Raw genomic sequence first — 24188 nt, 5'->3', positions numbered from 1 at the left:
CCTCGCTATGCTGGCGCGCATGAATCGACTCCTTGCCCCGTTGCTGCTTGTCGCCGCCTTGCTGGTGTTGTCCGCCTGCAGCACCGTGGTGGTGGAGCCGGCCACGGGCCAGGGCGGCAGCCACATCCAGCCCGTCGCAGCACGCACGCCGATTCCCGGTGGCAGCTACGAAGTGGCGAAGGGCGACACCCTGTATTCGATCGCCTTCCGCAAGGGCGTGGATTTCCGCGACCTGGCGAAATGGAATGGCGTTGCCGCGCCCTACACGATCTGGCCGGGACAGCGGCTGCGCCTGTCGCCAGCTGCCGGCGGTGCGCCGGTTTCACACGCAGTGGCGGCTACCGCCGAACGGGCAAAGCCGGCACCTGTTCCGGCAGCACCGGCCGCGCCCGTGTTCGAGAACGTGCCAACGCCAGCCTCGACGCCACCGCCGTCAGGCTCCCATGTGCCGGTAGCGACGGGATCGGCCGCCGCGGCTGCGCCGGCAAGTGTCGCGGCTTCAGCACCGGCTACCCCGCTGAGCACCGAGGTGCCGGTGGCGGGAGAGCCCAGGATGGCCGTGCCGCCACCGGCACCGGTGGTGGCGGGCGGCAGTTCGCGTGCGTCCGGAGGCGTGACCTGGCACTGGCCGGCCGATGGCCAGATCATCAAGCGTTTCACGCCGGGTGACGCGGTGCCCGGCATCGAGATTGCCGGCAAGGCGGGCGACCCGGTGCGCGCCGCGGCCGATGGTGTGGTGGTCTACAGCGGCAACGGCCTGGTTGGCTATGGCGAGCTCGTCATCATCAAGCACAGCGACAGCCTGCTGTCGGCCTACGGGCACAACAGCAAGCGGCTGGTGAAGGAAGGTCAGCGCGTCAGCGCCGGGCAGGAAATCGCCGAGATGGGCTCCAGCGGCAGCTCGCGCGTCGAGCTGGGCTTCCAGATCCGCAAGGACGGCAACCCGGTGGACCCGATGAATTACCTGCCAGCGAAGTAGCGCCCCAGGGACGGAGCCGAGCCGGGCTTGCCCCAGCTCGGCGAGTCGGGAAAGTGCAGGAGCACTTTTCCGACCATCAGGCAAGGCTGTTCAAGCTGTTTATGACACCGTGCTTGAATCCCGCCGTGTCAGGCCGGAAGCATAAACGCGGCGACCACCTGTCGCCCTTCGCCGGCCAGCAGGTTGTAGGTACGGGCAGCGGCGGCATTGTCCATCACCTCCACGCCGATGCCCTTGCGCAGGAAGCCGGCCATGAACGCGGCGGCTGGGAATGTCTGCTGCGTACCGGTGCCCAGCAGCACCAGTTCGGGTTGCAGGTCGAGCAGGGCGTCGACGTGGCTGGCGTCGAGCGAGCCGGCCCCGTGCACCGGCCAGTGCTCGACGACACGGTCGGGAGCCAGCAGGAAGCTGTCGGTGAGCTCGCGGTCGATCAGGGTGATGCTGTTTTTGCCGACCCGGCGCACGAACAGGTAACCCTCGGGACGTTCGAGCGACAGGTCCATCAGCGGGGTAGCGCGATCTTCGGTTCGTCGGCGTTGCGGCGGAACAGCACGGCGACGTGGCCGATCTGCTGCACCGCCTCGGCGCCGGTGCCGGCAAGCAGGGTGTCGAGCTGGGCCTGCCGCTCCTCCTTGTCGCCGCCGGAGAGTTTCACCTTGACCAGCTCGTGGATCTCCAGGGCCTGGTGCAATTCCTTGACCACGGCATCGCTGGCGCCCTTGTTGCCGAGCAGGACGACCGGGTTCAGACCGTGGGAAAGGCTGCGCAGGTAACGGATCTGCGAGGGGGAGAGGGCCATGTGGCGGCTTCAATTCGCGGGGAGTCGGCCGCAAAGGGTATCATGCGCCCTGATTCCCCTGTAGCGATGCTGTCCCATGAGCCGCAGCAAGAGCAGCGCCGGCTGGCTGCGCGAACATTTCAGCGACGTCTACGTGAAGAAGGCGCAGGCCGAGGGCGTGCGCTCGCGCGCGGTCTACAAGCTGGAGGAGCTGATCGACCGCGACCGCCTGCTCAAGCCGGGCATGACCGTGGTGGATCTGGGCGCGGCGCCGGGTGGCTGGTCGCAGCTGGTACGCCAGCGGCTGGGCGATCACGGCAAGGTGTTCGCGCTGGACATCCTGCCGATGCAGGGCATCGCCGGGGTGGATTTCCTCGAAGGCGATTTCCGCGAGGAAAGCGTGCTGCGGGCGCTGGAGGCCCGGCTGGAGGGGCAGAAGCTGGATCTTGTGCTGTCCGACATGGCCCCCAATATGAGTGGTGTGGCCTTGGCCGACCAGATCCGGGCCATGGATCTGGCCGAGTTGGCGCTGGATTTTTCCCGGCAATGGCTGAAGCCGGGGGGCGCGTTCCTGATCAAGTTGTTTCAGGGCGCAGGCTTCGACGATTACCTGCGCAGCTTGCGCGCGGACTTCTCGCGCGTGACGATGCGTAAACCAAAGGCCTCGCGCGCGCGTTCGCGCGAGGTGTACGCGCTGGCAATCGGCCGCAAGGCCGCTGCGGCGCAACCGGGCGAGAACCGCGCATGAATGAAACAGCGAAAAACGTGTTGCTCTGGGTGATCATCGCGGTGGTGTTGTTCACCGTGTTCCAGAGTTTCAATCCGCACGGCTCCGCGTCGTCGAACATGGCCTACAGCAGCTTCGTGCAGAGCGTGGCCAACGGCAACGTTTCCAGCGCCGTGATCAGCGCCGACCAGCCGCCGGCCATCAGCGGCAAGCTGAAAGACGGCAGCAGCTACCGCACGGTGGCTCCGATGCTCGGCTTCTCCACCAATGCGGTGGTCAAGCAGATGCAGGACAAGGGCGTGGAAGTGCGCCAGGATCCGGCCGAGGGCTTCTCGCTGCTGGGCCTGCTGGTGAGCTGGCTGCCGGTGCTGCTGATCGTGGGTGTGTTCATCTGGTTCATGCGCCAGATGCAGTCCGGCGGCGGCGGACGCGGTGCGATGAGCTTCGGCCGTTCGCGCGCCAAGCTGCAGGGCGAGGACCAGATCAAGGTCAACTTCAGCGACGTGGCCGGTTGCGACGAAGCCAAGGAAGAGGTCGGCGAGCTGGTCGAGTTCCTGCGCGATCCGGGCAAGTTCCAGAAGCTGGGCGGCAAGATCCCGCGCGGCGTGCTGATGGTGGGCCCGCCCGGTACCGGCAAGACCCTGCTGGCCAAGGCCATCGCGGGCGAGGCCAAGGTGCCGTTCTTCTCGATCTCCGGCTCCGACTTCGTGGAGATGTTCGTGGGCGTGGGCGCGAGCCGTGTGCGCGACATGTTCGAGCAGGCCAAGAAGCACGCTCCCTGCATCATCTTCATCGACGAAATCGATGCGGTGGGTCGCCACCGTGGCGCGGGCCTGGGCGGTGGCCACGACGAGCGCGAGCAGACGCTCAATCAGCTGCTGGTGGAGATGGACGGCTTTGAAGGCAGCGAAGGCATCATCGTGATCGCCGCCACCAACCGTCCCGACGTGCTCGACCCCGCGCTGCTGCGCCCGGGCCGTTTCGACCGCCAGGTGGTGGTGGGCCTGCCCGACGTGAAGGGGCGCGAGCAGATCCTCAAGGTGCACCTGCGCAAGGTGCCGGTGGCCAGCGACGTCGATGCGATGACCATCGCGCGCGGCACCCCGGGCTTTTCCGGCGCCGACCTGGCCAACCTGGTCAACGAGGCGGCATTGTTCGCCGCGCGCGAGAACGCGCGCGAAGTGCGCATGGTCCATCTGGACAAGGCGCGCGACAAGATCCTGATGGGCACCGAGCGTCGCTCGATGGCGATGAGCGAGGACGAGAAGAAGCTTACCGCCTACCACGAGGCCGGCCATGCCATCGTCGGCCGCTTGGTGCCCGAGCACGACCCGGTCTACAAGGTCACCATCATCCCGCGCGGCCGTGCGCTGGGCGTCACCATGTATTTGCCGGAAGGCGACAAGTACAGCATGAACAAGGTGGCGATCGAGTCGCAGCTGTGCTCGCTGTATGGCGGCCGCGTGGCCGAGGAGCTGATCTTCGGTGCCGACAAGGTCACCACCGGTGCGTCCAACGACATCGAGCGCGCCACCAAGATGGCGCGCAACATGGCGACCAAGTGGGGTCTCTCCGACGAGCTCGGTCCGATCACCTACGGCGAGGACGAGGACGAGGTGTTCCTGGGGCGTTCGGTGACCCAGCACAAGAGCATCTCCAACGAGACCGCCAGCAAGATCGACGAGGTGGTGCGCGGCATCCTCGACCGTGCCTACGCGCGTAGCACGCAACTGCTGACCGACAACATCGACAAGCTGCACACGATGGCCGAAGCGCTGCTGCAGTACGAGACGATCGATGCGCATCAGATCGACGACATCATGGCCGGTCGCGAGCCGGGGCCGCCCGCCGACTGGAACCGCAACGCCAGTGGCGGTTCCACGCCACCCCCGCCACCGCCGCCCAAGGGTGGGGACTCCACGGTTGGCAAGGTGGGTGATCCGGCGACGCAGAACCGTTCCGGGCTGGATACCTGATACGGACGTCTGGACGTCCAGACGATTCGCGATGACCGATCATGCGAAGGGAGTGGCGGCCGCCACTCCCTTCATTGTTCGCAGGTGTGCGAGACGTGCCGCCTGTTGCCTGCGTGGCAGGGCCATTGCGTGGCGTGGCGAAGCAAAGGCGAGGTATCGACGGTGCGTGTGAAAAAAAATTTCACAAAAGTGTTGACCTTCGCGGCATGACCCTGAATAATTCCGCTCCTCGCTTCGGCGGTTCGGGAAACCGTCCGACGGAGTGGCAAGTTAGTGCGCGCCCGTAGCTCAGTTGGATAGAGTACCTGGCTACGAACTAGGTGGTCGGGAGTTCGAATCTCTCCGGGCGCGCCATTTGTACTGCATGGCGGGGTGTTCGCACTTCGACTTGCTTCCGCGGAACGGGCGGTTCGCCGAAGTCGCGGAATGGTGGGCATGGTGCCCTGAGCGATGCATGCGGAATGACGGACGGTATGGTCATCCACAGCATTCCAAGGCTCTGTTGATGAAGGTTGTCGCGGGCTCGATCGGGGTATAGCTCAGTCTGGTAGAGCGTTGCGTTTGGGACGCAAAAGTCGGGGGTTCGAATCCCTCTGCCCCGACCAACGTCGTGTTCTGCCGTAGGCGTCCGCGCCTGTAGCTCAACCGGATAGAGCATCGGCCTTCTAAGCCGACGGTTGCAGGTTCGAATCCTGTCGGGCGCACCACTGAAAGTGTTTATGGTGGACGTAGCTCAGCTGGTAGAGTCCCGGATTGTGATTCCGGTTGTCGTGGGTTCGAGTCCCATCGTTCACCCCAGTTCAAGTTTCAGGGCCGTTAGCTCAGTTGGTAGAGCAGTTGACTCTTAATCAATTGGTCGTAGGTTCGAATCCTACACGGCCCACCAACACCGAACGCCGACCCTTGCGGTCGGCGTTTCGCTTTGGGCAACGCAAGGCCGTTCAGCGTGTGCTGCACGCTTGTGCTGTGGCTTGGCGCGACCGTACAATGAGCCGCTTTAGCGCTGGTAATCATCGACTTAGGCTGCGGCTGGGCGGACGTGGCGAAAGCGCCGTTTCCGCCCCATAAGCCGGACATGGCAAGGCGAAAGTGGCGGAACTGGTAGACGCACCAGATTTAGGTTCTGGCGGGTAACCCCCGTGCGGGTTCGAGTCCCGCCTTTCGCACCAACCCCCGATGGTTTTCCGGCGCCGAACGGTTGCCGCCAGGGCGCTCGACGGGCGCCACAACAATCAGGTTCCAGGAGACGACATGCAGGTTTCGGTTGAGAACATCGGCACGCTCGAGCGCAAGCTCACGGTGAAGTTTCCCGCCGAGCGCTACGAGACGCAGGTGAGTGCGCGCATCGCGGAGCTGGGGCGCACGGTGCGCCTGAAGGGTTTTCGCCCGGGCAAGGTGCCGGTGACCGTCATCAAGCAGCGTTTCGGCGAGCAGGTGCGTGGCGAGGTACTGTCCGACCTGATCGGCAGCACGCTGCGCGAGGCTGTGACGCAGGAGAAGCTGCAGCCGGTCGCCAACCCCTCGATCGATACCACCGGCAAGCCGGAGAACGGCGAGATTGCCTACACCGCCACCTTCGAGGTGATGCCGGAATTCCCCGAGGTCGACGTGTCCGCGCTGGAGATCAAGCGCCCGCAGGCCGAGGTGGCCGATGCCGACGTGGAGAAGATGCTGGAAACGCTGCGCCAGCAGCGCCGCAGCTTCGAACTGGTCGAACGCGCCTCGGTCGATGGCGACTTCGTGATGTTCGAATATGCCGCGCAGGCGGGCGACTATCGTTTCCCGGCGGAAGGTTTGGAGCGTGCAGGCAGCGTGCTGGGCTCGGGCAACCTGTTCAAGGCGCTGGACGAGGCGCTGACCGGCCGCCAGGCCGACGACAGCTACGAGGCCGACATCGAATTTCCGGCGGATTTCCGCAACGAGAATCTGGCCGGCAAGAGCGCCAAGGTGAATTTCAAGGTCATCAAAGTGCAGGAACCGAAGCTGCCGGAGATAGACGCCGAGTTTGCCAAGTTGTTCGGTATTGCCGATGGCGACCTGGAGCACTTTCGCAAGGAAGTGCGTGCGAACCTGGAGCGTGAGCTGAAAGCCGCGCTGATGGGCCGGCTGAAGTCCGAGGTGGCCGAGAAGCTGGCCGACGCGCATGCAGCGCTGGACGTGCCGAAGCTGATGGTGCAGTCCGAGGCACAGGCGATGGCCGCGGGCAGCGTGCCGCGTGGCCAGCAACCGCCACCGCAGCTGGTCGAGGCCGCGCTGCCGATGGCGCGCAAGCGCGTGATCGCCGGTCTGCTGATGGGCGAGATCGCCCGCAAGCAGGAGCTGAAGATCGATCGCAAGCGCGTGGCTGAACAGCTTGCCGCGATCGCCTCGACCTACGAGGAGCCGGAGAAGGTCATTGAACTCTACAACGGCGACCCCCAATTGATGTCCGGGCTGCAGAACCGCGTGATGGAAGACCAGGTGGCCGAGTGGGTGGCGGATCACGCCAATACCACCAACCTGGACCTGAGCTTCGACGAGGTGATGCGCCCCGCGGGCGCCTGATCATCAGGTGCCGTCCGTCGGGTCTGGCGTGTGCCGGGCCCGATGGCATACTCAAGGCACACAACCGGAGAGCGCAAAGACCATGGAACCGATTCAGAACCTCAACCTGGTGCCGATGGTCGTCGAGCAGACTGCCCGCGGCGAGCGCTCCTACGACATCTACTCGCGCCTGCTCAAGGAGCGGGTGATCTTCCTGGTCGGCGAGGTCAACGACCAGGTGGCGAACCTGCTGGTCGCGCAGATGCTGTTCCTGGAGTCGGAGAATCCGGACAAGGACATCCATCTGTACATCAACAGCCCGGGTGGCGCGGTCACAGCGGGGCTGGCGATCTACGACACCATGCAGTACATCAAGCCCGACGTCAGCACCATGTGCATCGGCCAGGCCTGCAGTGCGGCTTCGCTGCTGCTGATGGCTGGCGCCAAGGGCAAGCGCTACTCGTTGCCGAACTCGCGCGTGATGATCCACCAGCCCTCGGGCGGCGCCCGCGGCCAGGCGACGGACATCGAGATCCAGGCGCAGGAAATCCTGTACCTGCGTCGGCGCCTCAACGACATCTACGTGCAGCACACCGGCCAACCGCTGGAGAAGATCGAGCGCGACATGGAGCGCGACCGCTTCATGAGCGCCGAGGCCGCCCGCGAGTACGGCCTGATCGATGCGGTGCTCGACCGCCGTGCCGTCGATACGGTCAAGTCGGCCTGACACGGGGCCATTGTTCTTGCGATCGTCCCTGATCGCGAAGGTCAAGCGGGCGGCCATCCATGGCCGCACTCATCACGATTTGAACCCAGGGGGCTTCGCGTCTGCCAGTCGACGCGGAGCCCTGTGCTATTCTCCGGCCGCGACCTGAATAACCCACAGTTTTACAGCGGAATCAATGTATGAGTGACGATCGGCAGGGACGTTCCAGCGACGGCGGGAAGATTCTCTACTGCTCTTTCTGCGGCAAGAGCCAGCATGAGGTGCGCAAGCTGATCGCGGGTCCGTCCGTGTTCATTTGCGACGAATGCGTGGAGCTGTGCAACGACATCATCCGCGAGGAGCTGGAGGAGAAGGCCGCCTCCGGCCGCACCCAGCTGCCCAAGCCCAAGGAAATCCGCGAGTCGCTGGACCAGTACGTGGTGGGCCAGGCGCGCGCCAAGAAGGCGCTGGCGGTGGCGGTGTACAACCACTACAAGCGCATGGAGTCGCGCCAGAAGGGCGACGACGTCGAACTGGGCAAGTCCAATATCCTGCTGATCGGCCCCACCGGTTCGGGCAAGACCCTGCTGGCCGAAACGCTGGCCCGTCTGCTCAACGTGCCGTTCACCATTGCCGACGCCACCACGCTGACCGAAGCCGGCTACGTGGGCGAGGACGTCGAGAACATCATCCAGAAGCTGCTGCAGAAGTGCGACTACGACGTCGAGAAGGCGCAGTCGGGCATCGTCTACATCGATGAGATCGACAAGATCTCGCGCAAGAGCGAGAACCCCTCGATCACCCGCGACGTGTCGGGCGAGGGCGTGCAGCAGGCGCTGCTGAAGCTGATCGAGGGCACGCTGGCCTCGGTGCCGCCGCAGGGCGGGCGCAAGCATCCGCAGCAGGAATTCCTGCAGGTGGACACCAAGAACATCCTGTTCATCTGCGGCGGCGCGTTCGCGGGTCTGGAGAAGGTGATCCAGCAGCGTTCCGAGAGCACCGGCATCGGCTTTGGCGCCGAGGTGCGCAGCAAGGAGCGCACCCAGAACCTAGGCAAGGTGCTGGCCGATGTCGAGCCGTCGGATCTGGTGAAGTTCGGCCTGATCCCCGAGTTCGTCGGCCGTCTGCCGGTGGTCGCCACGCTGGACGAGCTGGACGAGCCGGCGCTGGTGAAGATCCTCACCGAGCCGAAGAACGCCGTCACCAAGCAGTTCAGGAAGCTGTTCGAGATGGAGGACGTGGAGCTGGAGTTCCGTCCGGAGGCGCTGCAGGCGATCGCCAAGAAGGCGCTGAAGCGCAAGACTGGCGCCCGCGGCCTGCGCACCATCCTCGAGCAGGTGCTGCTGGACACCATGTACGAGCTGCCTTCGCTGGAGCACGTCAGCAAGGTGGTGGTGGATGACGCGGTGATCGAAGGCCAGGCCGAGCCCTACCTGATCTACCGCGGCAACCTGCAGCAGCGCGTGGCAGGCGAAGGCGGCGACGCCGCCTGATCGACGCAGGTTTCGCAAGCACGGCTCCGGCGCCAGCGCCGGAGCCGTTTTGTTTTGAAAAGTGCAGCCATGGTCGGCTGTCCGTTCGACTTTCGCGATCATGGATGATCGCAAAGGACGCCTTGAAAGTGCGGCCATGGGTGGCTGCCCGCCTGATCTTCGCGAACAAGGGCGTTCACGGGGTCAGCGTCGCTTGAGTAATCCCCGGTTAGCCTCCACTTGACGACTCATGGTGCCCGGCGCAGTGTCGGGCCTGTCCCATCGGATTTTCTGCGAGAACCCCTCAATGGCCAAGAACGCTCCTGCGCCCGCCGTACTCGACGCATTGCCCGTGCTGCCACTGCGTGACGTGGTCGTCTACCCGCACATGGTCATCCCGCTGTTCGTGGGCCGCGACAAGTCCATGCGTGCACTGGAGCGCGCGATGGAGAGCGAGCGGCAGATCCTGCTGGCGGCCCAGAAGAGCCCGGACATCGACGATCCGGCCGTAGGCGACCTGCACCAGATCGGCACGCTGGCGAACGTGCTGCAGTTGCTGAAGCTGCCCGACGGCACGGTCAAGGTGCTGGTCGAGGGGCAGTCGCGCGTGTCCATCGAGGACTGCCACGAGGATGGCGGCATGCTGGTGGCGCGTTCGCGCGTGGTCGAGCCGGTCTACAGCGCCAAGGAGCGCGAGCTGGACGTCGTCTCGCGCACGCTGATCTCGCTGTTCGAGCAGTTGGTGAAGCAGAGCCGCAAGCTGCCGCCGGAAGTGCTGGCCAGTCTGTCCGGCATCGAGGATCCCTCGCGTGTGGCCGACTCCATCGCCGCCCATCTGTCGGTGCGCATGGCCGACAAGCAGAAGGTGCTGGAAACCGCCGACGTCGGCGAGCGGCTGGAGCTGCTGATCGGCCTCGTCGACGGCGAAATGGACCTGCAGCAGGTGGAGAAGCGCATCCGCGGCCGCGTGAAGTCGCAGATGGAGAAGAGCCAGCGCGAGTACTACCTCAACGAGCAGATGAAGGCGATCCAGAAGGAGCTGGGCGAAGGCGAGGACGGCCCGAACGAGGTCGAGGAGCTGCAGAAGAAGATCGAGTCCGCCGGCATGCCCAAGGCGGTGCTGGCCAAGGCGCGCCAGGAGTTCGGCAAGTTGCGCCAGATGTCGCCGATGTCGGCCGAGGCCACGGTGGTGCGCAACTACCTGGACTGGCTGGTCGGCGTGCCGTGGAAGAAGCGCAGCAAGGTGCGCAAGGACCTTGCGCTGGCGCAGCAGGTGCTGGACGCCGATCATTTCGGTCTGGAGAAGGTCAAGGATCGCATCCTCGAATACCTCGCCGTGCAGCACCGCGTGTCGGTGATGAAGGGGCCGATCCTGTGCCTGGTCGGTCCGCCCGGCGTGGGCAAGACTTCGCTCGGCCAGTCGATCGCCAAGGCCACCAATCGCAAGTTCGTCCGCATGTCGCTGGGCGGCGTGCGCGACGAAGCGGAAATCCGCGGCCATCGCCGCACCTACATCGGCTCGATGCCGGGCCGCATCGTGCAGAATCTCAACAAGGCCGGCAGCAAGAATCCGCTGTTCGTGCTCGACGAGATCGACAAGATGTCGATGGACTTCCGCGGCGACCCGTCCTCGGCGCTGCTCGAGGTGCTCGATCCCGAGCAGAACCACGCCTTCAACGATCATTACCTGGAAGTCGACCTCGACCTTTCCGAGGTGATGTGGATCGCCACCGCGAACTCGCTGAACATCCCGGGCCCGCTGCTCGACCGCATGGAGGTGATCCGCATCCCCGGCTATACCGAGGACGAGAAACTGGCGATCGCGCAGAAGTACCTGCTGCCCAAGCAGCTCAAGGCGAACGGGCTGAAGCCCGAGGAGCTGGGCGTGGTCGAGGAGGCCGTGCGCGACATCGTGCGCTACTACACGCGCGAATCCGGCGTGCGCAACCTGGAGCGCGAGATTTCCAAGATCTGCCGCAAGGTGGTGAAGGAGCTCACTTTGGGCGAGGTGCGCAAGGCCAAGGGCAAGGCGAAACCGGCAGCGAAGTCCGCGAAGGGCAAGGTGAAGGCCGTGGCGGCTGTCACGGTGGATTCGGTCAACCTCGACCATTACCTGGGCGTACGGCGCTTCGACTTCGGCCGCAAGGAGCTGCAGAACGAAGTGGGCCTGGTCACCGGCCTGGCCTGGACCCAGGTGGGCGGCGAACTGCTCAGCATCGAAGCCTCGGTGGTGGCCGGCAAGGGCCGGCTGGTGCACACCGGCCAGCTCGGCGACGTGATGAAGGAATCGATCCAGGCCGCGCTGTCGGTGGTGCGCGCGCGCGTGGACCGGTTGGGCGTCGATCCGGAGTTCCACCAGAAGTTCGACATCCACGTACACGTGCCGGAGGGCGCCACGCCGAAGGACGGCCCCAGCGCCGGCATCGGTATGTGCACTGCGCTGGTATCCGCGCTCACCAAGGTGCCGGTGCGTTCGGAAGTGGCGATGACCGGCGAGATCACGCTGCGCGGCCGCGTGCTGCCGATCGGCGGGCTCAAGGAGAAGTTGCTGGCTGCGCATCGCGGCGGCATCACTACGGTGATCATTCCCGAGGACAACAAGAAGGATCTGGCCGACATGCCGGCCAACATCACCGCTTCGCTGGAGATCCACCCGGTGCGCTGGATCGACGAGGTGCTGGACATCGCGCTGGAGCGTCCGCTGCAGCCGAACGAGCCGAGGGCAGAGTCGCATACCGCGCGCGAGGAGCAAGCGGACGTCGACGAGGCGGAGTCGCACGCACGCCCCCATTGATGATCTTCCGTTGGCAAGGCGCCGCCGAGTCCCAACCGGTTCGTGGCGCCTTGCGTTTTCGTGCATTCCGGAAAATCCGCCCGTGTCGGGGGCGTTTTGTGATGCAGTCGCCGACAAAGTCGTCCGGCCGCTGCACGCCGCCTGAAAACCTTGTCGCAGCTTGTATTGCGGTGTTCGGCGAGGCACTGGTATAAAGGCGAAACCGCAATCCCGGCGTCTGCTGCAAGTGCCCGTGATGCGGAGGTTGCGATACGGCGCCATGCAGGTACCAACCATCCACGACGGCTGCGTGCGTCCATGCCACGGACGCGCCTGCCGCAAAACGTAATAGGGAGCTTTCAATGAATAAAACCGATCTGATCAATGCCATCGCCGACAAGGCCGAACTGACCAAGGCCGACGCCGGTCGCGCGCTCGAAGCGTTCTTCGAGGTGGTGCAGAAGTCGCTGAAGAAGGGTGAGGACGTGTCGGTGGTCGGTTTCGGTACCTTCACCGTGCGCAAGCGCGCCGCCCGTACCGGTCGCAACCCGCGCACCAACGAGACGATCAAGATCAAGGCTTCGAAGGTTCCCGCCTTCAAGGCTGGCAAGACGCTCAAGGACGCCCTAAACTGAGCGGCTGACGCTTGGTTTCGGGTGCTTAGCTCAGCGGTAGAGCGCCGCCCTTACAAGGCGATGGTCGTAGGTTCGATCCCTACAGCACCCACCAGAAAACTGTGGAGCGGTAGTTCAGTCGGTTAGAATGCTGGCCTGTCACGCCGGAGGTCGCGGGTTCGAGTCCCGTCCGCTCCGCCACGGTTCGCAAGGGCGCCCCTGTGGCGCCTTTGTCGTTTGGACGGCGTTCCCGGGGGAATCAGCCGTGACTGGCGTCTCGCCGGCGCCCGAATGGTTCATGCAACGTGCGCCGCGTGCGCCGATCAACACTGGCAGGAAGGTAGGCAATGCTGCAGGCAATGCGTAACAAGATGCATGGATGGCCAGCCGTCGTCCTTCTCGGCGTGGCCACCTTTGCGATGACGTTCTTCGGCATCGAGGGATACATCATGTCCCGCGCCGACACCTACGTGGCGAAGGTGGGCAAGCACGAAATCAGCCAGCAGGACTTCCAGGACCGCATGAACCAGTTGCGCCAGCAGCTGAGCGCCGAGCAGGGCGACAGCTTCGATCCGGACGCGTTCGAGAAGCCGGAGATGAAGCTGAAGGTGCTGGACGGCATGATCGACCAGCAACTGCTGCTGAAGGCGAACCAGGACTGGGGTGTCCGCGTGCCTGACCAGGCTGTGCGCGACTACATCGCGGCGATTCCCGCGTTCCAGATCAATGGCCAGTTCGACCCCAACACGTACCGCACCCTGCTGGCGGAGCAACGCAAGACGCCCGAGATGTTCCAGGACGACGTGCGCGCCTCGATGGCCACGCAGGCACTGCCGAACGCGATCGACGCCAGCACCATCGTCACCGACGCCGAGATCGATCATTTCCTCGACCTGCGTATGCAGCGCCGCGATATCAGCTACGCCGTGCTGCCCAAGCCGCAGCCTGCCGATGCCAACGTCACCGACGCGCAGATCGCGGATTACTACAAGGCGCACCTCGCCGATTACATGAATCCCGAGCAGGTGTCGCTGCAGTACATCGAAGTGAAGGGCAGCGAGCTCAAGCCGGAGGCACCGCCCAGCGATGCCGACCTGATGAAGCGCTACGAGAACGAAAAGCAGCGCTTCGTGCAACCCGAGCAGCGCGAGGTGTCGCACATCCTCGTCAATGTGCCCGCCAACGCCTCGCCTGACCAGCAGAAGGCTGCGCTGGCCAAGGCCGACAAGATCGCCGCCGAAGCCACCCCGGAGAACTTCGCCAAGATCGCCGCGCAGGATTCGGACGACCTTGGCTCGAAGCGCCAGGGCGGCGACCTGGGCTGGCTGCAGAAGGGCGTGACCAATGCCGCGTTCGACACCGCGATGTTCGCGCTGAAGAAGGGCGAAATCTCCAAGCCGGTGCTGACGCCGGACGGTTACGACATCATCTGGCTGCGCGACACCCGCAACGGCGAGGCCAAGTCGTTCGCCGAGGTGCACGACCAGTTGGTGGCTGAAGCCACGGCTGGCGACAAGGATCGCAAGTACAACGAAGTGGCCGGCAAGCTGTCCGACAACACCTACCAGAATCCGTCCTCGCTGGAGCCGGCCGCGCAGGCGCTGGCCCTGCCGATCAAGACCACGGCACTGTTCTCGCGCAACGGTGGCGAAGGCATTGCTGCCAATCCCAAGGTCATCAAGGCGGCATTCGGCAACGACGTGCTGGCGCAGGGCAACAACTCCAACCTGATCGAGCTCGGCAACGACGACGCGGTGGTGATCCGCATGGCCAAGCACGTGCCCGCTGCGGCCAGGCCGCTGGCCGATGTCCATGACGAGATCGGCAAGACCATCCTGGACCAGCGCATCGAAACCGCCGCGAAGCAGCAGGCCGACAGCCTGCTGGCGCGCTTGCGCAAGGGTGAGACGATGGCGGCTGTGGCGGCTTCCGCCAATGCCAGCGTCAAGAACGCCGCCAATGTGGTTCGCATCCAGCCGGATGTGCCGGCGGCGCTGCGCGACGAAGCCTTCCTGCTGCCGCATCCGGTCGACGGCAAGCCGCAGTACGCCACGGTGGACATGCACGACGGCAGTTATGCGCTGTTGGCGGTGGGCAAGGTGCAGGGCGCCGACCTGTCCAAGGTCACGTCCGAGCAGCGCGACATGCTGCGCCAGCAGATGATCCAGGCCTACGGTGCCGTGGCGACCGAGGAGCTGATCAAGTCGCTGCGCAACAGCACCGAGATCAAGATCGCCAAGGATCGCATGTAAATCCGGGCGATCGCGCGACTGAATGACGAAGGCGGCCAGCAGGCCGCCTTCGTCATTCAAGGATCGAGGAATTGCAGACTCAGTGCGGCGCGCTGACCCTGATCACCTGGCCGGGCCTGATGTGCTGTCCTTGCAGGTGGTTCCAGCGCTGCAGGTCGCGCACGCTCACCGAATAGTGGCGGGCCAGTTGCCACAGGTTCTCTCCGGACTTCACGCGGTGCGTGCGGGCGTACCCCATGGGCTGCCGTGTCGACTTCGCCCCGGCAGATGCCGTCGTCGAGCCGATGTCCGCGGCACCGGTGCCGGCCACGAGCGCGGCATCGGCGCTGGCGCTGGCCGACTGCTCCAGCAGCGCGTCGCGGAACTGTTGCGCGTGGTTGACCGGCATCATCAGGTAGGAGGCGACGCTGGTGTCGGCAATGTCGTTGCGGAAGGCGGCGTTGAGGTCCTTCAACTTGTCCAGCGGCATGCCGGCACGGTCGGCGGCGCGCGCCAGCGGCATCGAGTGCGGCAGCGGCACCGAGACGAGATGCTGGCTGGGCGACAGCGTGGGCAGGCTGACGTGGAAGCGGTCGGGTTCGCGTACCACGCAGGCCATCGCCAGCAACTTGGTGAGATGCTCGCGGGTGATGTCGTGCACCGGCCAACGCGGGATGACCGGCATCTCCGGTGGCGGTCCGTGTCGTTGGATCAACTGGAGCGTCTTGTATTCGCCGGCGTTGTACGCGTAATCAGCGATGCGCCAGTCGTGGAACTGGTCGTAATAGCGGCTCAGCAGCTTCATCACTGCGTCGGCGGCGGCCTGCACGTCGAGGCGGCCATCGTAGTGCCGGTCCACGTGCAGGCCCATCGCGGCTGCCGTGGCCGGCATGATCTGCCACATGCCGGCCGGGCGGCCATGCCGGCCGGGAATCGGGCGGAAACCGCTCTCGATCCATGGCAGCAGCGCGAATTCGCCGGCCACATGGTGCTCGGCCGCCACCTGCTGCACGTAGGCCAGCTTGGGCAGCGCCGCGCTGGCTTCCTGCTCGAAACGTTGTGGGTCCTGCGTGTAGCGGCGTGCCCAGGACAGCACCGCGGGATCGGCATCACAGTCGGCCATCGCGAAACTGCCACGCAGTCGATCCCAGACATTGCCGGTTTGCGGAGCCGGTTCAGCCGTTATGGCGGGCGGCACCGTTTCGACGGATGTGGACGTGGACGGGGCAGGGAGAGGCGCCGGTTCGGGACGCGGCGGTGGCGTGGTGGCGCAGGCGCTCAGGAGGGCCGACAGTGCCAGCGGCAATAGTCGCTTCGGGTACAGGTGCCTGCTCATGCGCGGAACGCGTCCTTGGCCGCCCGCACGGCGGCGAAGCGGGCGGTGCGATCCGTGGGATGGCCGGCCTGTTGCCGACACCAGTCGATCACCGTCGGCGCATCGGTGCGCAGGAAAGGATTGGTCGCCAGCTCCCTGGCCATGGATACAGGCAGGCTGGGATGTTGCCGTGCGCGCAGTTCGGCGACTTCCCTCAGGCGGGCTGACAATTCGGCATTGCCCGGTTCGATCCCGCGGGCAAAGCGACCGTTGGCGGCGGTGTATTCGTGCCCGCAGCAGAGCAGGGTGCTGGCCGGCAACGCCGCAAGACGGTCCAGCGAGGCCAGCATTTGTGCGGGCGTGCCTTCGAACAGGCGCCCGCAACCCAGGCTGAACAGAGTATCGCCGGCCAGCAGCACGCCTTCGCCGAAATAGGCCACGTGGCTCAGCGTGTGGCCAGGCACCGCGATGACCTCGAAGCTGGCGTGTGGCTGCGACAGGACGATGCGTGCGCCGTCGCGCACGCGCACGGTGGCTGTCTCGATCCGTGCATCTTCCGGTGCGTACACGGGCACACCGTGCTGCTGGCATAGCGCCGCCGCGCCGCCGATGTGGTCATGGTGGTGGTGGGTCAGCAGGATCGCCCGAAGTTTGAGTTCGCGTGCGGCCAGCGCCTGCTCCACCGGAGCGTCGTCGCCGGGATCGACGACGATGGCGTTGCCCGCGTCGTCGTGCAGCAACCAGATGTAATTGTCGGCCAGTGCCGGTAGCGGTACGAGATGCATGGCATGCTCCGCTGCGTTGGTCGAACGGCAGACGCAGCCATCCCGGCATGCGTGAATCGGTCGACTATAAACAGCCTTCCCCGGGGGCTCGTTAGCATGTCGTTAACGCGCGTAGCGACGGTTCAGCGATGTGAGATGTGCCCGCCTGGATCTGCGACACGGTCGACACCGTCAAACGCTACACTGCGAACTGGATTTCGATGATGACCGGAGCCCGGGTTCACCGGAGCCGGATCGAGTGCATGCCGCTTCAACGCGATCAGGACATTCACGCCAGCGTCCCCTTGAGGCAATTGCGCGGCGGGCAATGGCGCAGCATGGCGCCGTTGCTGCAGCGCGAGACGGGGCGGCGTGCCTTGCGTATCGGCGTGGCCGATGACGACGCGGTACCGCCCTTGCCTGGTGTGACATGGACGCGCCTGTGGCTGGCGCATGGCGACTATCAGGGCGATCTGCGTGGCCGTGCCGATGAGCCGTTGCCTTTCATCGATGAGGCTTTCGACCTCGTCTGGCTGCAGCACGCGCTGGAGCCGGCACCACAAGTCGCCGCGCTGATTGGCGAAGCCTGCCGCGTGCTGGCGGCCGGTGGCGTGCTGGCGGTGACCGCGCTACATCCGCTGGGCGGATGGGCCCCCTGGTTCTGTTGGCGCACGAGAGGGCAGCAGCAATCGCTGCTGTGGCCGTGGCGCCTGCGCCAGTACCTGCGGCGGGAAGGGCTGGAAATCGAAAGCCTGCGCCGGCTGGGCACGCCTTGGCCCGGCAATGAATTCCCGGCCGGGGGCGACAGCCGCTGGGGTGGTGGCTACCTGCTGCTGGCGCGCAAGCAGCGACGCCAGGCCATCCCGCTGAAGTTGCGGCCGTTGCCGGCACGTGCGCCGGTGAACGCGCGCTTGTCGCCGGGCACGCGGCGACACTCTGTATCTTGAGGAAACCATGCGTGACGATTGAAGAAGTGGAAGCATTCACCGATGGCGCCTGCCTCGGCAATCCGGGGCCTGGCGGCTGGGCGGCGCTGCTGCGCGCCAAGGGTCGTGAACGCCTGCTGGCCGGTGGCGAGGCCGACACCACCAACAACCGCATGGAGCTGATGGCGGCAATCGGCGCGCTGGAGGCGCTGACCCGGCCTTGCGTCGTGGTGCTTACCACCGACTCGCGCTACGTGATGCAGGGCATCGAGCAGTGGTTGCCGAAGTGGCGTGCCAACGGTTGGCGCACCGCCGACAAGCAGCCCGTGAAGAACCAGGACCTGTGGGAGCGCCTCTCCGCGGCCACCGGCAACCATCGCGTGCGCTGGCAGTGGGTGAAGGGCCACAACGGCCACGCCGAAAACGAACGCGTGGACCAGGCTGCGCGCGAGCAGGCCGAACAGCGCAGGAGCAACGCATGAGGCAGGTGGTGCTGGATACGGAAACCACCGGCCTGGAAGTGCGCCAGGGCCATCGGCTGGTGGAAATCGCCTGCGTGGAAATGGTGGAGCGACGCCTCACCGGCCGCTACTGGCAGACCTATCTCAATCCCGAACGGGCGATGGACGAGGGGGCCAGCCAGGTCACCGGCATCCGTGACGGCGACCTCGTCGACAAGCCGCTGTTCGCCGACAAGGTGGACGAGTTCCTCGCCTTTGTCGATGGCGCCGAGCTGGTCATCCACAACGCCAGCTTCGACGTGGGTTTCCTCGATGCCGAACTGGCACGGCTTGGCGGGACCCATGGCCGCATCGGCGACCGCTGCAGCGTGCTCGACACGCTGGCGATGGCACGCGAACGCTACCCTGGCCAGCGCAACAGCCTCGACGCGCTATGCAAGCGCCTCGGCGTGGACAACTCGCGGCGTGACCTGCACGGCGGCCTGATCGACGCCCAGTTGCTGGCCGACGTCTATCTTGCGATGACGTCGGGTCAGGTGGCGCTGGATCTGGCCTTCGAGCAACCGCAGGAAGCGGCGCTGACGGCGGCGGCGACACCACTGGTCCTGCATGGGCGGCCGCGCGTGCTGCGTGCATCGGCCGAGGAGTCCGCCTTGCACGAGCAACGCCTCGATGCGCTGGACAAGAGCGCCGGTGGCATCAGCGTCTGGCGCAAGCTGGAGACGGCCGAGGCGCCTGCGGAAGCAGGTTCAGCTTGAGCGCACCAGGATCGCGGTGATGTTGTCCTTGCCGCCGCGGTCCAGCGCATCCAGCAGCAGCTGATCGACGCATTCCTGCGCGGCCAGGTCGGTGCGCGCCACCGTGCGTGCGATCGACGCCGCATCGAGGTCCTCGGTCAGGCCGTCGCTGCACAGCAGGAAACCCATACCCGGCACGACACGGCCGTGCGCCATGCCGATGTGGAGCTGGGAAGCGGCGGTCACGCCCAGTGCCTGGGTCAGCACGTTGCGCTGCGGATGCCGTGCGGTATGCGCCGGGTCCAGTTGACCCGCCTCGACCAACGCCTGCACCAGCGAATGGTCGTGGCTGATCTGGCGCAGCTCGCGTCCCGTGGTGTAGATGCGGCTGTCGCCTACCCACGCCGCCTCGTAGCCATCCTCGCCCAGGCGCAACGCCGCGATCGTGCTGCCCATCGGCATCACATCGGTGCTGTCGTGCATCTGCGCCAGCAGGTGCTCGTCGGCACCGCGGATGGCTTCGGCGAGGCTGTGTCCGCGGCTCACCAGCTCGACCACGCTGTTGCGCACCAGGGCTGAAGCCACTTCGCCGTGCAGATGGCCGCCCATGCCGTCTGCAACCAGGAACAGGCCCAGCGTCGCATCGGCGTAGTAGGTGTCCTCGTTGCGCGTGCGGCGCAGGCCGACGTGGGTGGCGTGTCCGAATTCGATCATGGGGGAAGCATGGCGGATGTTGGGGGAGGGTGCAAAAGCGCTGGATTACGCGAGATTGTCGGGTGGGATTGTTCGGCTCATCCATGAGCCGAACCCCTCCGCGCTTGCGCGCTGCGGGGCCAGCCTGCGGCTGTCCAAATTCGCTCCCGGCGAATTTGTCGAACCTGAGTGGGCTCGTCCACACCACCCTCTCCGCCAGCCACAAAAACGCCCCACGAGGGGGCGTTTTTGTGTCTGGCGGAGAGGGTGGGATTCGAACCCACGGTACGCTTACACGTACGCCTGATTTCGAGTCAGGTACATTCGACCACTCTGCCACCTCTCCAAAAGGGTCGCGTGGTCTGCGCGAGCCGGCGATTTTACGTGGTGGCTGCGACCGTGGCAAGCGAGAGGCCCTTGCTTGCCACGGCTACCGTGGGGCTAGCCGGCCTTCTTCTTCGCCAGCCGCAGCCAGGTGTCGACCACGGTGTCGGGGTTCAGCGACACGGATTCGATGCCCTGGTCCATCAGCCACTCGGCCAGGTCGGGGTGGTCGCTGGGGCCCTGGCCGCAGATGCCCACGTACTTGCCCTTGGCGCGCGCGGTCTTGATCGCCATGGACAGCAGCTTCTTCACCGCAGGATTCCGCTCGTCGAACAGGCCGGCGACGATGGAGGAGTCGCGGTCCAGGCCCAGGGTGAGCTGGGTGAGGTCGTTGGAGCCGATCGAGAAACCGTCGAAGATGTCGAGGAACTCCTCGGCGAGCAGGGCATTGGAGGGCACCTCGCACATCATGATGACTTTGAGGTTGTGCTCGCCCTGCTTGAGGTGGTTCTTCGCCAGCACCTCGACCACCTTGCGGCCTTCGTCCAGGGTGCGCACGAACGGGATCATCACCCACACGTTGTCCAGGCCCATCGTCTCACGCACGCGCTTGACCGCCTTGCACTCCAGCCCGAACGCTTCGGCGAAGCTGGGATCGACGTAGCGGCTGGCGCCGCGGAAGCCGATCATCGGGTTTTCCTCGTGCGGCTCGTAGCGCGAGCCGCCGAGCAGGTTGGCGTACTCGTTGGACTTGAAGTCGCTCATGCGCACGATCACCGGCTTCGGGTACACCGAGGCGGCGATGGTGGCGATGCCTTCGGCGAGGCGATCCACGTAGAACTCGACCGGGCCGGGGTAGCCGGCGATGCGTTCGTCGATCTTCGCCTTGGTCTCGGCATCCTGCTTGCCATATTCCAGCAGCGCCTTGGGATGCACACCGATGTGGCTGGCGATGATCATTTCGAGGCGGGCGAGGCCGATGCCGGCGTTCGGCAGCATGCCGAAGTCGAACGCGCGCTCGGGGTTGGCCACGTTCATCATGATCTTCAGCGGCGCCTCGGGCATCGCGCCGAGGTCGGCGGTGATGCGCTCGAACTTCAGCTGACCCGCGTAGATCGTGCCGGTGTCGCCTTCGGCGCAGGATACGGTGACTTCGGCGCCGTCAGGGATGAGCTCCAGCGCATTGCCGGTGCCCACCACGGCGGGTACGCCCAGTTCGCGGGCGATGATCGCCGCGTGGCAGGTGCGGCCGCCGCGGTTGGTGACGATGGCGCTGGCGCGCTTCATCACCGGCTCCCAGTCGGGATCGGTCATGTCGGCCACCAGCACGTCGCCGGGCTGCACCTTGTTCATGTCGGCCAGCGAGCGCACCACGCGTGCGTTGCCGGCGCCGATCTTCTGGCCGATGGCGCGGCCCTCGGCCAGCACCTTGCCCTTCTCGTTGAGCTGGAAGCGCTCGAGCTGGGTGGCGTGCGCGCGCGACTTCACCGTTTCCGGGCGTGCCTGCACGATGTACAGCTTGCCGGTGTGGCCGTCCTTCGCCCACTCGATGTCCATCGGGCGGCCGTAGTGTTGTTCGATGATCAGTGCCTGCTTTGCGAGTTCCTCGACGTCGGCGTCGCTGATGCAGAACTTGGTGCGCAGGCCGGCCGGGGTGTCTTCCGTCTTCACGCGCTCACCGGGCTGGTTCGAATACACCATGCGCAACTGCTTGGCGCCGAGATTGCGGCGCAGCACGGCCGGCTTGCCGGCCTTCAGCGTGGGCTTGAACACGTAGAACTCGTCGGGGTTCACCGCGCCCTGCACGACCATCTCGCCGAGGCCGTAGCTGCCGGTGACGAACACCACGTCGCGGAAGCCCGATTCGGTGTCCAGCGTGAACAGGACGCCCGCGGCGCCCACGTCCGAGCGCACCATCAGCTGCACGCCGGCGGAGAGGAACACGTTCTCGTGGGCGAAGCCCTGGTGCACGCGGTAGGCGATGGCGCGATCGTTGTACAGCGACGCGAAGACTTCCTTCACCTTGTGCAGCACGTCCTCGATGCCGACCACGTTGAGGAAGGTTTCCTGCTGGCCGGCGAAGCTGGCGTCGGGCAGATCCTCGGCGGTGGCGGAGGAGCGCACAGCCACGGCGATGTCAGGATACTTTTGCGATCGTCCCTGATCGCCAGAATCAAAAACCGGCGATCCATCGCCGGACTTTTCAACAGGAGCAGCGTCCTTGCACAGCTTGGCATAAGCGTCGCGGATGGCCTGGTCGAGATCGGCCGGCAGCGGCGTTTCGGTGACCCACTCGCGGATCTCCTTGCCTGCCCTGGTGAGCGCGTCCACGTCGTCGACATCGAGGTCGGCGAGGCGCGCCTGGATGCGCTTGGCCACGCCGCTCTTTTCCAGGTACTGCTGGAACGCGTCGGCCGTGGTGGCGAAGCCGCCGGGCACGGAGACACCGAGCTTGGCAAGGTTGCCGATCATTTCGCCGAGCGAGGCATTCTTGCCGCCGACCTTGCCGAGGTCGGTCATGCGCAGTTGGTCGAGCCAAAGCACCAGATGGTTCAAGGCAATCTCCTAGAGGGAAGTGCGGTAAAGAGTGGAATGCACGCGCAGCGAAGGCCCGAAGCGGGCTGCAAAGGATTGGTATTGTCCGCTGTCGATGGTGCGCGGCACAAGAAGACCAATGCCAACCGGCGTCGAGCCAACTGCATACCAGTCAGGCTGGAGTCGGCGTAGGCGAGCGCGTCTGCGGCGGTCACGCGGCGCTGGCGACATTCGCCCCGGGGCTGCCGGGCGAGCGGCGACAGTTTTCAAGCCTTGCGCTAAGGTGCGCGGCAGGTAAGTGCCTCGACCAGCGGACCCTCCATGCAGCGCACGGTTTTCTTCATTTCCGATTCCACCGGCATCACGGCGGAGACGATCGGCAACAGCATCCTGGCGCAGTTCGAGGGCCTGAGTTTCGACAAGCACCGCTTGCCCTTCATCGACGATGCGCACAAGGCCGAGGCAGCCGCGCTGCGCATCAAGACACACTATGCGAAGAGCGGCGAACGGCCGATCGTGGTCAACACCATGGCCGACCGTGCGCTGTGCGAGATCGTTGCGGCCAGCGGCGCCCTGATGCTGGACGTGTTCGCGCCGTTCATCGGTCCGCTGGAAACGGAGCTGGGGGCCAAGCGTTCCGGTGCAGTGAACCGCTCGCACGGCTTGGTGGACTTCGACAAGTACGAGGCGCGCATCAACGCCACCAACTATGCGTTGTCGCACGACGACGGCATCGACGTGGACTACGCGCAGGCCGACCTGATCCTGGTCGGCGTGTCGCGCTCGGGCAAGACGCCGACCTGTTTGTACATGGCCTTGCATTACGGCGTCAGCGCCGCCAACTATCCGCTGACCGACGAGGATCTGGAAAAACTGGAACTGCCGGCGCGCCTGCGGCCGTACCGCGATCGCCTGTTCGGCCTCACCATCGAGCCCGAGCGCTTGGCACAGATCCGCGAGCAGCGTCGCGCGGGCAGCCGCTACGCCACGCTCAAGCAGTGCCGCTGGGAGCTGGAGCAGGCCGACCGGCTGATGCGCCAGTCCGGCATCCCGTTTCTCAACACCACGCACGTCTCGATCGAGGAGATCGCGAGCAAGATCTTCGCGAGCTTCGGCATCGAACGCACTATGTTCTGAAATTGCATTGGAGTAGCCAGCGCCCGCCATGAGTGCCGTACTCGACGATCGCCACAGCCTGTTGCCGGGCCGCTTCGAGTTCCTGATGGGCTTGTATGCGGAGAACTACCACCGGCTGACGCGGCTGTTCGCGCCACAGCAGCTGGTGCCGGGCCAGTACGTGTCGGACGTGGACGACGGGCTCAACGTGCACCTGGCGGTGCAGGAGCGACACCCCTATACGCTGGAGCTGGAGCTCACCTACGATTTCGTCGATGCGCATACCGGCCATCGCGCACCATCGGCGCAATTGCGCATGTACACCGACGCCCATGTGGCGGAAGCGCTGCATTGCCATCCAGGGCGGCACCTGTGGCAGGTACTCGGCCCGTTCGCGCCCGCGCACACGGTGTTCCAGCATCGCCTGCAGATGAACGGCTTTCTCGCGCGCTGGCTGGAGTACCTGGCGGAGCAGGGGCATTCCATTGGCACGCTGGTGCGCGCCGACTCTGGGCGCGTGTAGGAGCAACCGTAGGAG

20 protein-coding genes and 9 tRNA genes are annotated in these 24188 nt (G+C 65.5%); 22 read left to right on the top strand and 7 right to left on the bottom strand.

Translation table 11 applies throughout. From position 1 onward, the window contains the following. Nucleotides 1-7: 7 nt before the first annotated feature. A complete protein-coding gene (locus ABQJ54_RS02470) occupies nt 8-979 on the top strand; it encodes a peptidoglycan DD-metalloendopeptidase family protein (RefSeq protein ID WP_367853552.1) in 972 nt (323 codons plus the stop codon). 128 nt (nt 980-1107) lie between these two features. Here ABQJ54_RS02470 and ABQJ54_RS02465 read toward each other — a convergent pair whose 3' ends face one another. Next, a complete protein-coding gene (locus tag ABQJ54_RS02465) occupies nt 1108-1482 on the bottom strand; it encodes an Mth938-like domain-containing protein (protein ID WP_367852683.1) in 375 nt (124 codons plus the stop codon). After that, nucleotides 1482-1778, bottom strand: a complete 297-nt coding sequence (yhbY, locus tag ABQJ54_RS02460) for a ribosome assembly RNA-binding protein YhbY (protein WP_367852682.1) — start codon at nt 1776-1778, stop codon at nt 1482-1484. Before yhbY ends, ABQJ54_RS02465 begins: the two co-directional genes overlap by 1 nt. Before the next feature lie 76 nt (nt 1779-1854). On the opposite strand from yhbY, the gene rlmE reads away from it, so the two are divergent. The 16 genes from rlmE (at nt 1855) to ABQJ54_RS02380 (ending at nt 14800) form a co-directional block, all read left to right on the top strand. Beyond that, entirely contained in the window at nt 1855-2505 is a 651-nt protein-coding gene (gene rlmE, locus ABQJ54_RS02455; protein ID WP_367852681.1) for a 23S rRNA (uridine(2552)-2'-O)-methyltransferase RlmE, read from the top strand. Beyond that, nucleotides 2502-4460 (top strand): ATP-dependent zinc metalloprotease FtsH, encoded by a 1959-nt coding sequence (gene ftsH / locus ABQJ54_RS02450; protein ID WP_367852680.1) that lies wholly within the window; start codon nt 2502-2504, stop codon nt 4458-4460. The genes rlmE and ftsH overlap by 4 nt, the downstream gene beginning before the upstream one ends. Before the next feature lie 277 nt (nt 4461-4737). Beyond that, a tRNA-Arg gene (locus tag ABQJ54_RS02445) sits at nt 4738-4814 on the top strand. A 174-nt stretch (nt 4815-4988) separates the two neighbouring features. Next, nucleotides 4989-5065 (top strand) — tRNA-Pro (locus ABQJ54_RS02440). Between the two features lie 25 nt (nt 5066-5090). Continuing rightward, nucleotides 5091-5167, top strand: a tRNA-Arg gene (locus ABQJ54_RS02435). 15 nt (nt 5168-5182) lie between these two features. After that, nucleotides 5183-5258, top strand: a tRNA-His gene (locus tag ABQJ54_RS02430). Nucleotides 5259-5270: 12 nt separating this feature from the next. Next, nucleotides 5271-5346: transfer RNA gene (locus ABQJ54_RS02425), tRNA-Lys, on the top strand. A gap of 197 nt (nt 5347-5543) precedes the next feature. After that, nucleotides 5544-5629, top strand: a tRNA-Leu gene (locus ABQJ54_RS02420). An 82-nt stretch (nt 5630-5711) separates the two neighbouring features. Continuing rightward, entirely contained in the window at nt 5712-7004 is a 1293-nt protein-coding gene (tig, locus tag ABQJ54_RS02415; protein ID WP_367852679.1) for a trigger factor, read from the top strand. Nucleotides 7005-7086: 82 nt separating this feature from the next. Beyond that, a complete protein-coding gene (clpP, locus tag ABQJ54_RS02410) occupies nt 7087-7710 on the top strand; it encodes an ATP-dependent Clp endopeptidase proteolytic subunit ClpP (RefSeq protein ID WP_367852678.1) in 624 nt (207 codons plus the stop codon). A 179-nt stretch (nt 7711-7889) separates the two neighbouring features. Then, nucleotides 7890-9182 carry an ATP-dependent Clp protease ATP-binding subunit ClpX gene (gene clpX / locus ABQJ54_RS02405; protein WP_367852677.1) on the top strand — a complete coding sequence of 431 codons (1293 nt, stop codon included), beginning with the start codon at nt 7890-7892 and terminating at the stop codon, nt 9180-9182. Nucleotides 9183-9468: 286 nt separating this feature from the next. Continuing rightward, nucleotides 9469-11955 carry an endopeptidase La gene (gene lon, locus ABQJ54_RS02400; protein WP_367852676.1) on the top strand — a complete coding sequence of 829 codons (2487 nt, stop codon included), beginning with the start codon at nt 9469-9471 and terminating at the stop codon, nt 11953-11955. Nucleotides 11956-12296: 341 nt separating this feature from the next. Next, on the top strand, nt 12297-12569 hold the full coding sequence (locus ABQJ54_RS02395) for an HU family DNA-binding protein (protein ID WP_077483600.1): 273 nt from the start codon (nt 12297-12299) through the stop codon (nt 12567-12569). A gap of 19 nt (nt 12570-12588) precedes the next feature. Then, a tRNA-Val gene (locus tag ABQJ54_RS02390) sits at nt 12589-12663 on the top strand. A gap of 9 nt (nt 12664-12672) precedes the next feature. Continuing rightward, nucleotides 12673-12749 (top strand) — tRNA-Asp (locus tag ABQJ54_RS02385). Nucleotides 12750-12895: 146 nt separating this feature from the next. Then, nucleotides 12896-14800 (top strand): SurA N-terminal domain-containing protein, encoded by a 1905-nt coding sequence (locus ABQJ54_RS02380; protein ID WP_367852675.1) that lies wholly within the window; start codon nt 12896-12898, stop codon nt 14798-14800. 79 nt (nt 14801-14879) lie between these two features. Here the strand turns inward: ABQJ54_RS02380 and ABQJ54_RS02375 are convergent, their stop codons facing one another. Then, the gene (locus ABQJ54_RS02375; protein ID WP_367852674.1) at nt 14880-16115 is read right to left on the bottom strand and encodes a LysM peptidoglycan-binding domain-containing protein; all 1236 of its coding nucleotides are present in this window, start codon (nt 16113-16115) and stop codon (nt 14880-14882) included. After that, nucleotides 16112-16879, bottom strand: coding sequence for a hydroxyacylglutathione hydrolase (gene gloB, locus ABQJ54_RS02370; protein ID WP_367852673.1), 768 nt, complete (start codon nt 16877-16879; stop codon nt 16112-16114). The genes ABQJ54_RS02375 and gloB overlap by 4 nt, the downstream gene beginning before the upstream one ends. A 242-nt stretch (nt 16880-17121) precedes the next feature. Between gloB and ABQJ54_RS02365 the strand changes: the two genes are divergently transcribed. From ABQJ54_RS02365 to dnaQ, 3 genes are read left to right on the top strand one after another with little or no spacing between them, the layout of a single operon-like run. Next, nucleotides 17122-17805: a methyltransferase domain-containing protein gene (locus ABQJ54_RS02365; protein WP_367852672.1), complete on the top strand. Its 684-nt coding sequence runs from the start codon at nt 17122-17124 to the stop codon at nt 17803-17805. A gap of 17 nt (nt 17806-17822) precedes the next feature. Further along, nucleotides 17823-18266, top strand: coding sequence for a ribonuclease HI (rnhA, locus tag ABQJ54_RS02360; protein ID WP_367853551.1), 444 nt, complete (start codon nt 17823-17825; stop codon nt 18264-18266). Further along, a complete protein-coding gene (gene dnaQ / locus ABQJ54_RS02355; protein ID WP_367852671.1) occupies nt 18263-19003 on the top strand; it encodes a DNA polymerase III subunit epsilon in 741 nt (246 codons plus the stop codon). Before rnhA ends, dnaQ begins: the two co-directional genes overlap by 4 nt. On the opposite strand, the gene ABQJ54_RS02350 is transcribed toward dnaQ, so the two are convergent. The 3 genes from ABQJ54_RS02350 to ppsA form a co-directional block, all read right to left on the bottom strand. Then, on the bottom strand, nt 18995-19696 hold the full coding sequence (locus ABQJ54_RS02350; protein WP_367852670.1) for a PP2C family protein-serine/threonine phosphatase: 702 nt from the start codon (nt 19694-19696) through the stop codon (nt 18995-18997). The two genes, dnaQ and ABQJ54_RS02350, sit on opposite strands and share 9 nt — an antisense overlap. A gap of 235 nt (nt 19697-19931) precedes the next feature. Continuing rightward, nucleotides 19932-20021, bottom strand: a tRNA-Ser gene (locus ABQJ54_RS02345). A gap of 95 nt (nt 20022-20116) precedes the next feature. Further along, entirely contained in the window at nt 20117-22555 is a 2439-nt protein-coding gene (gene ppsA / locus ABQJ54_RS02340) for a phosphoenolpyruvate synthase (protein WP_367852669.1), read from the bottom strand. 300 nt (nt 22556-22855) lie between these two features. On the opposite strand from ppsA, the gene ppsR reads away from it, so the two are divergent. Continuing rightward, entirely contained in the window at nt 22856-23671 is an 816-nt protein-coding gene (gene ppsR / locus ABQJ54_RS02335) for a posphoenolpyruvate synthetase regulatory kinase/phosphorylase PpsR (protein WP_367852668.1), read from the top strand. A 28-nt stretch (nt 23672-23699) separates the two neighbouring features. Beyond that, nucleotides 23700-24173 carry a DUF1249 domain-containing protein gene (locus ABQJ54_RS02330; protein ID WP_367852667.1) on the top strand — a complete coding sequence of 158 codons (474 nt, stop codon included), beginning with the start codon at nt 23700-23702 and terminating at the stop codon, nt 24171-24173. Nucleotides 24174-24188: the final 15 nt, after the last annotated feature.

Origin of the sequence: Rhodanobacter lycopersici, assembly GCF_040812335.1 — a bacterium.
Lineage (GTDB): Bacteria > Pseudomonadota > Gammaproteobacteria > Xanthomonadales > Rhodanobacteraceae > Rhodanobacter_A > Rhodanobacter_A lycopersici.
Note: the sequence above shows the minus strand (reverse complement) of the source record. Positions and strands in the feature narration are given on the sequence as shown.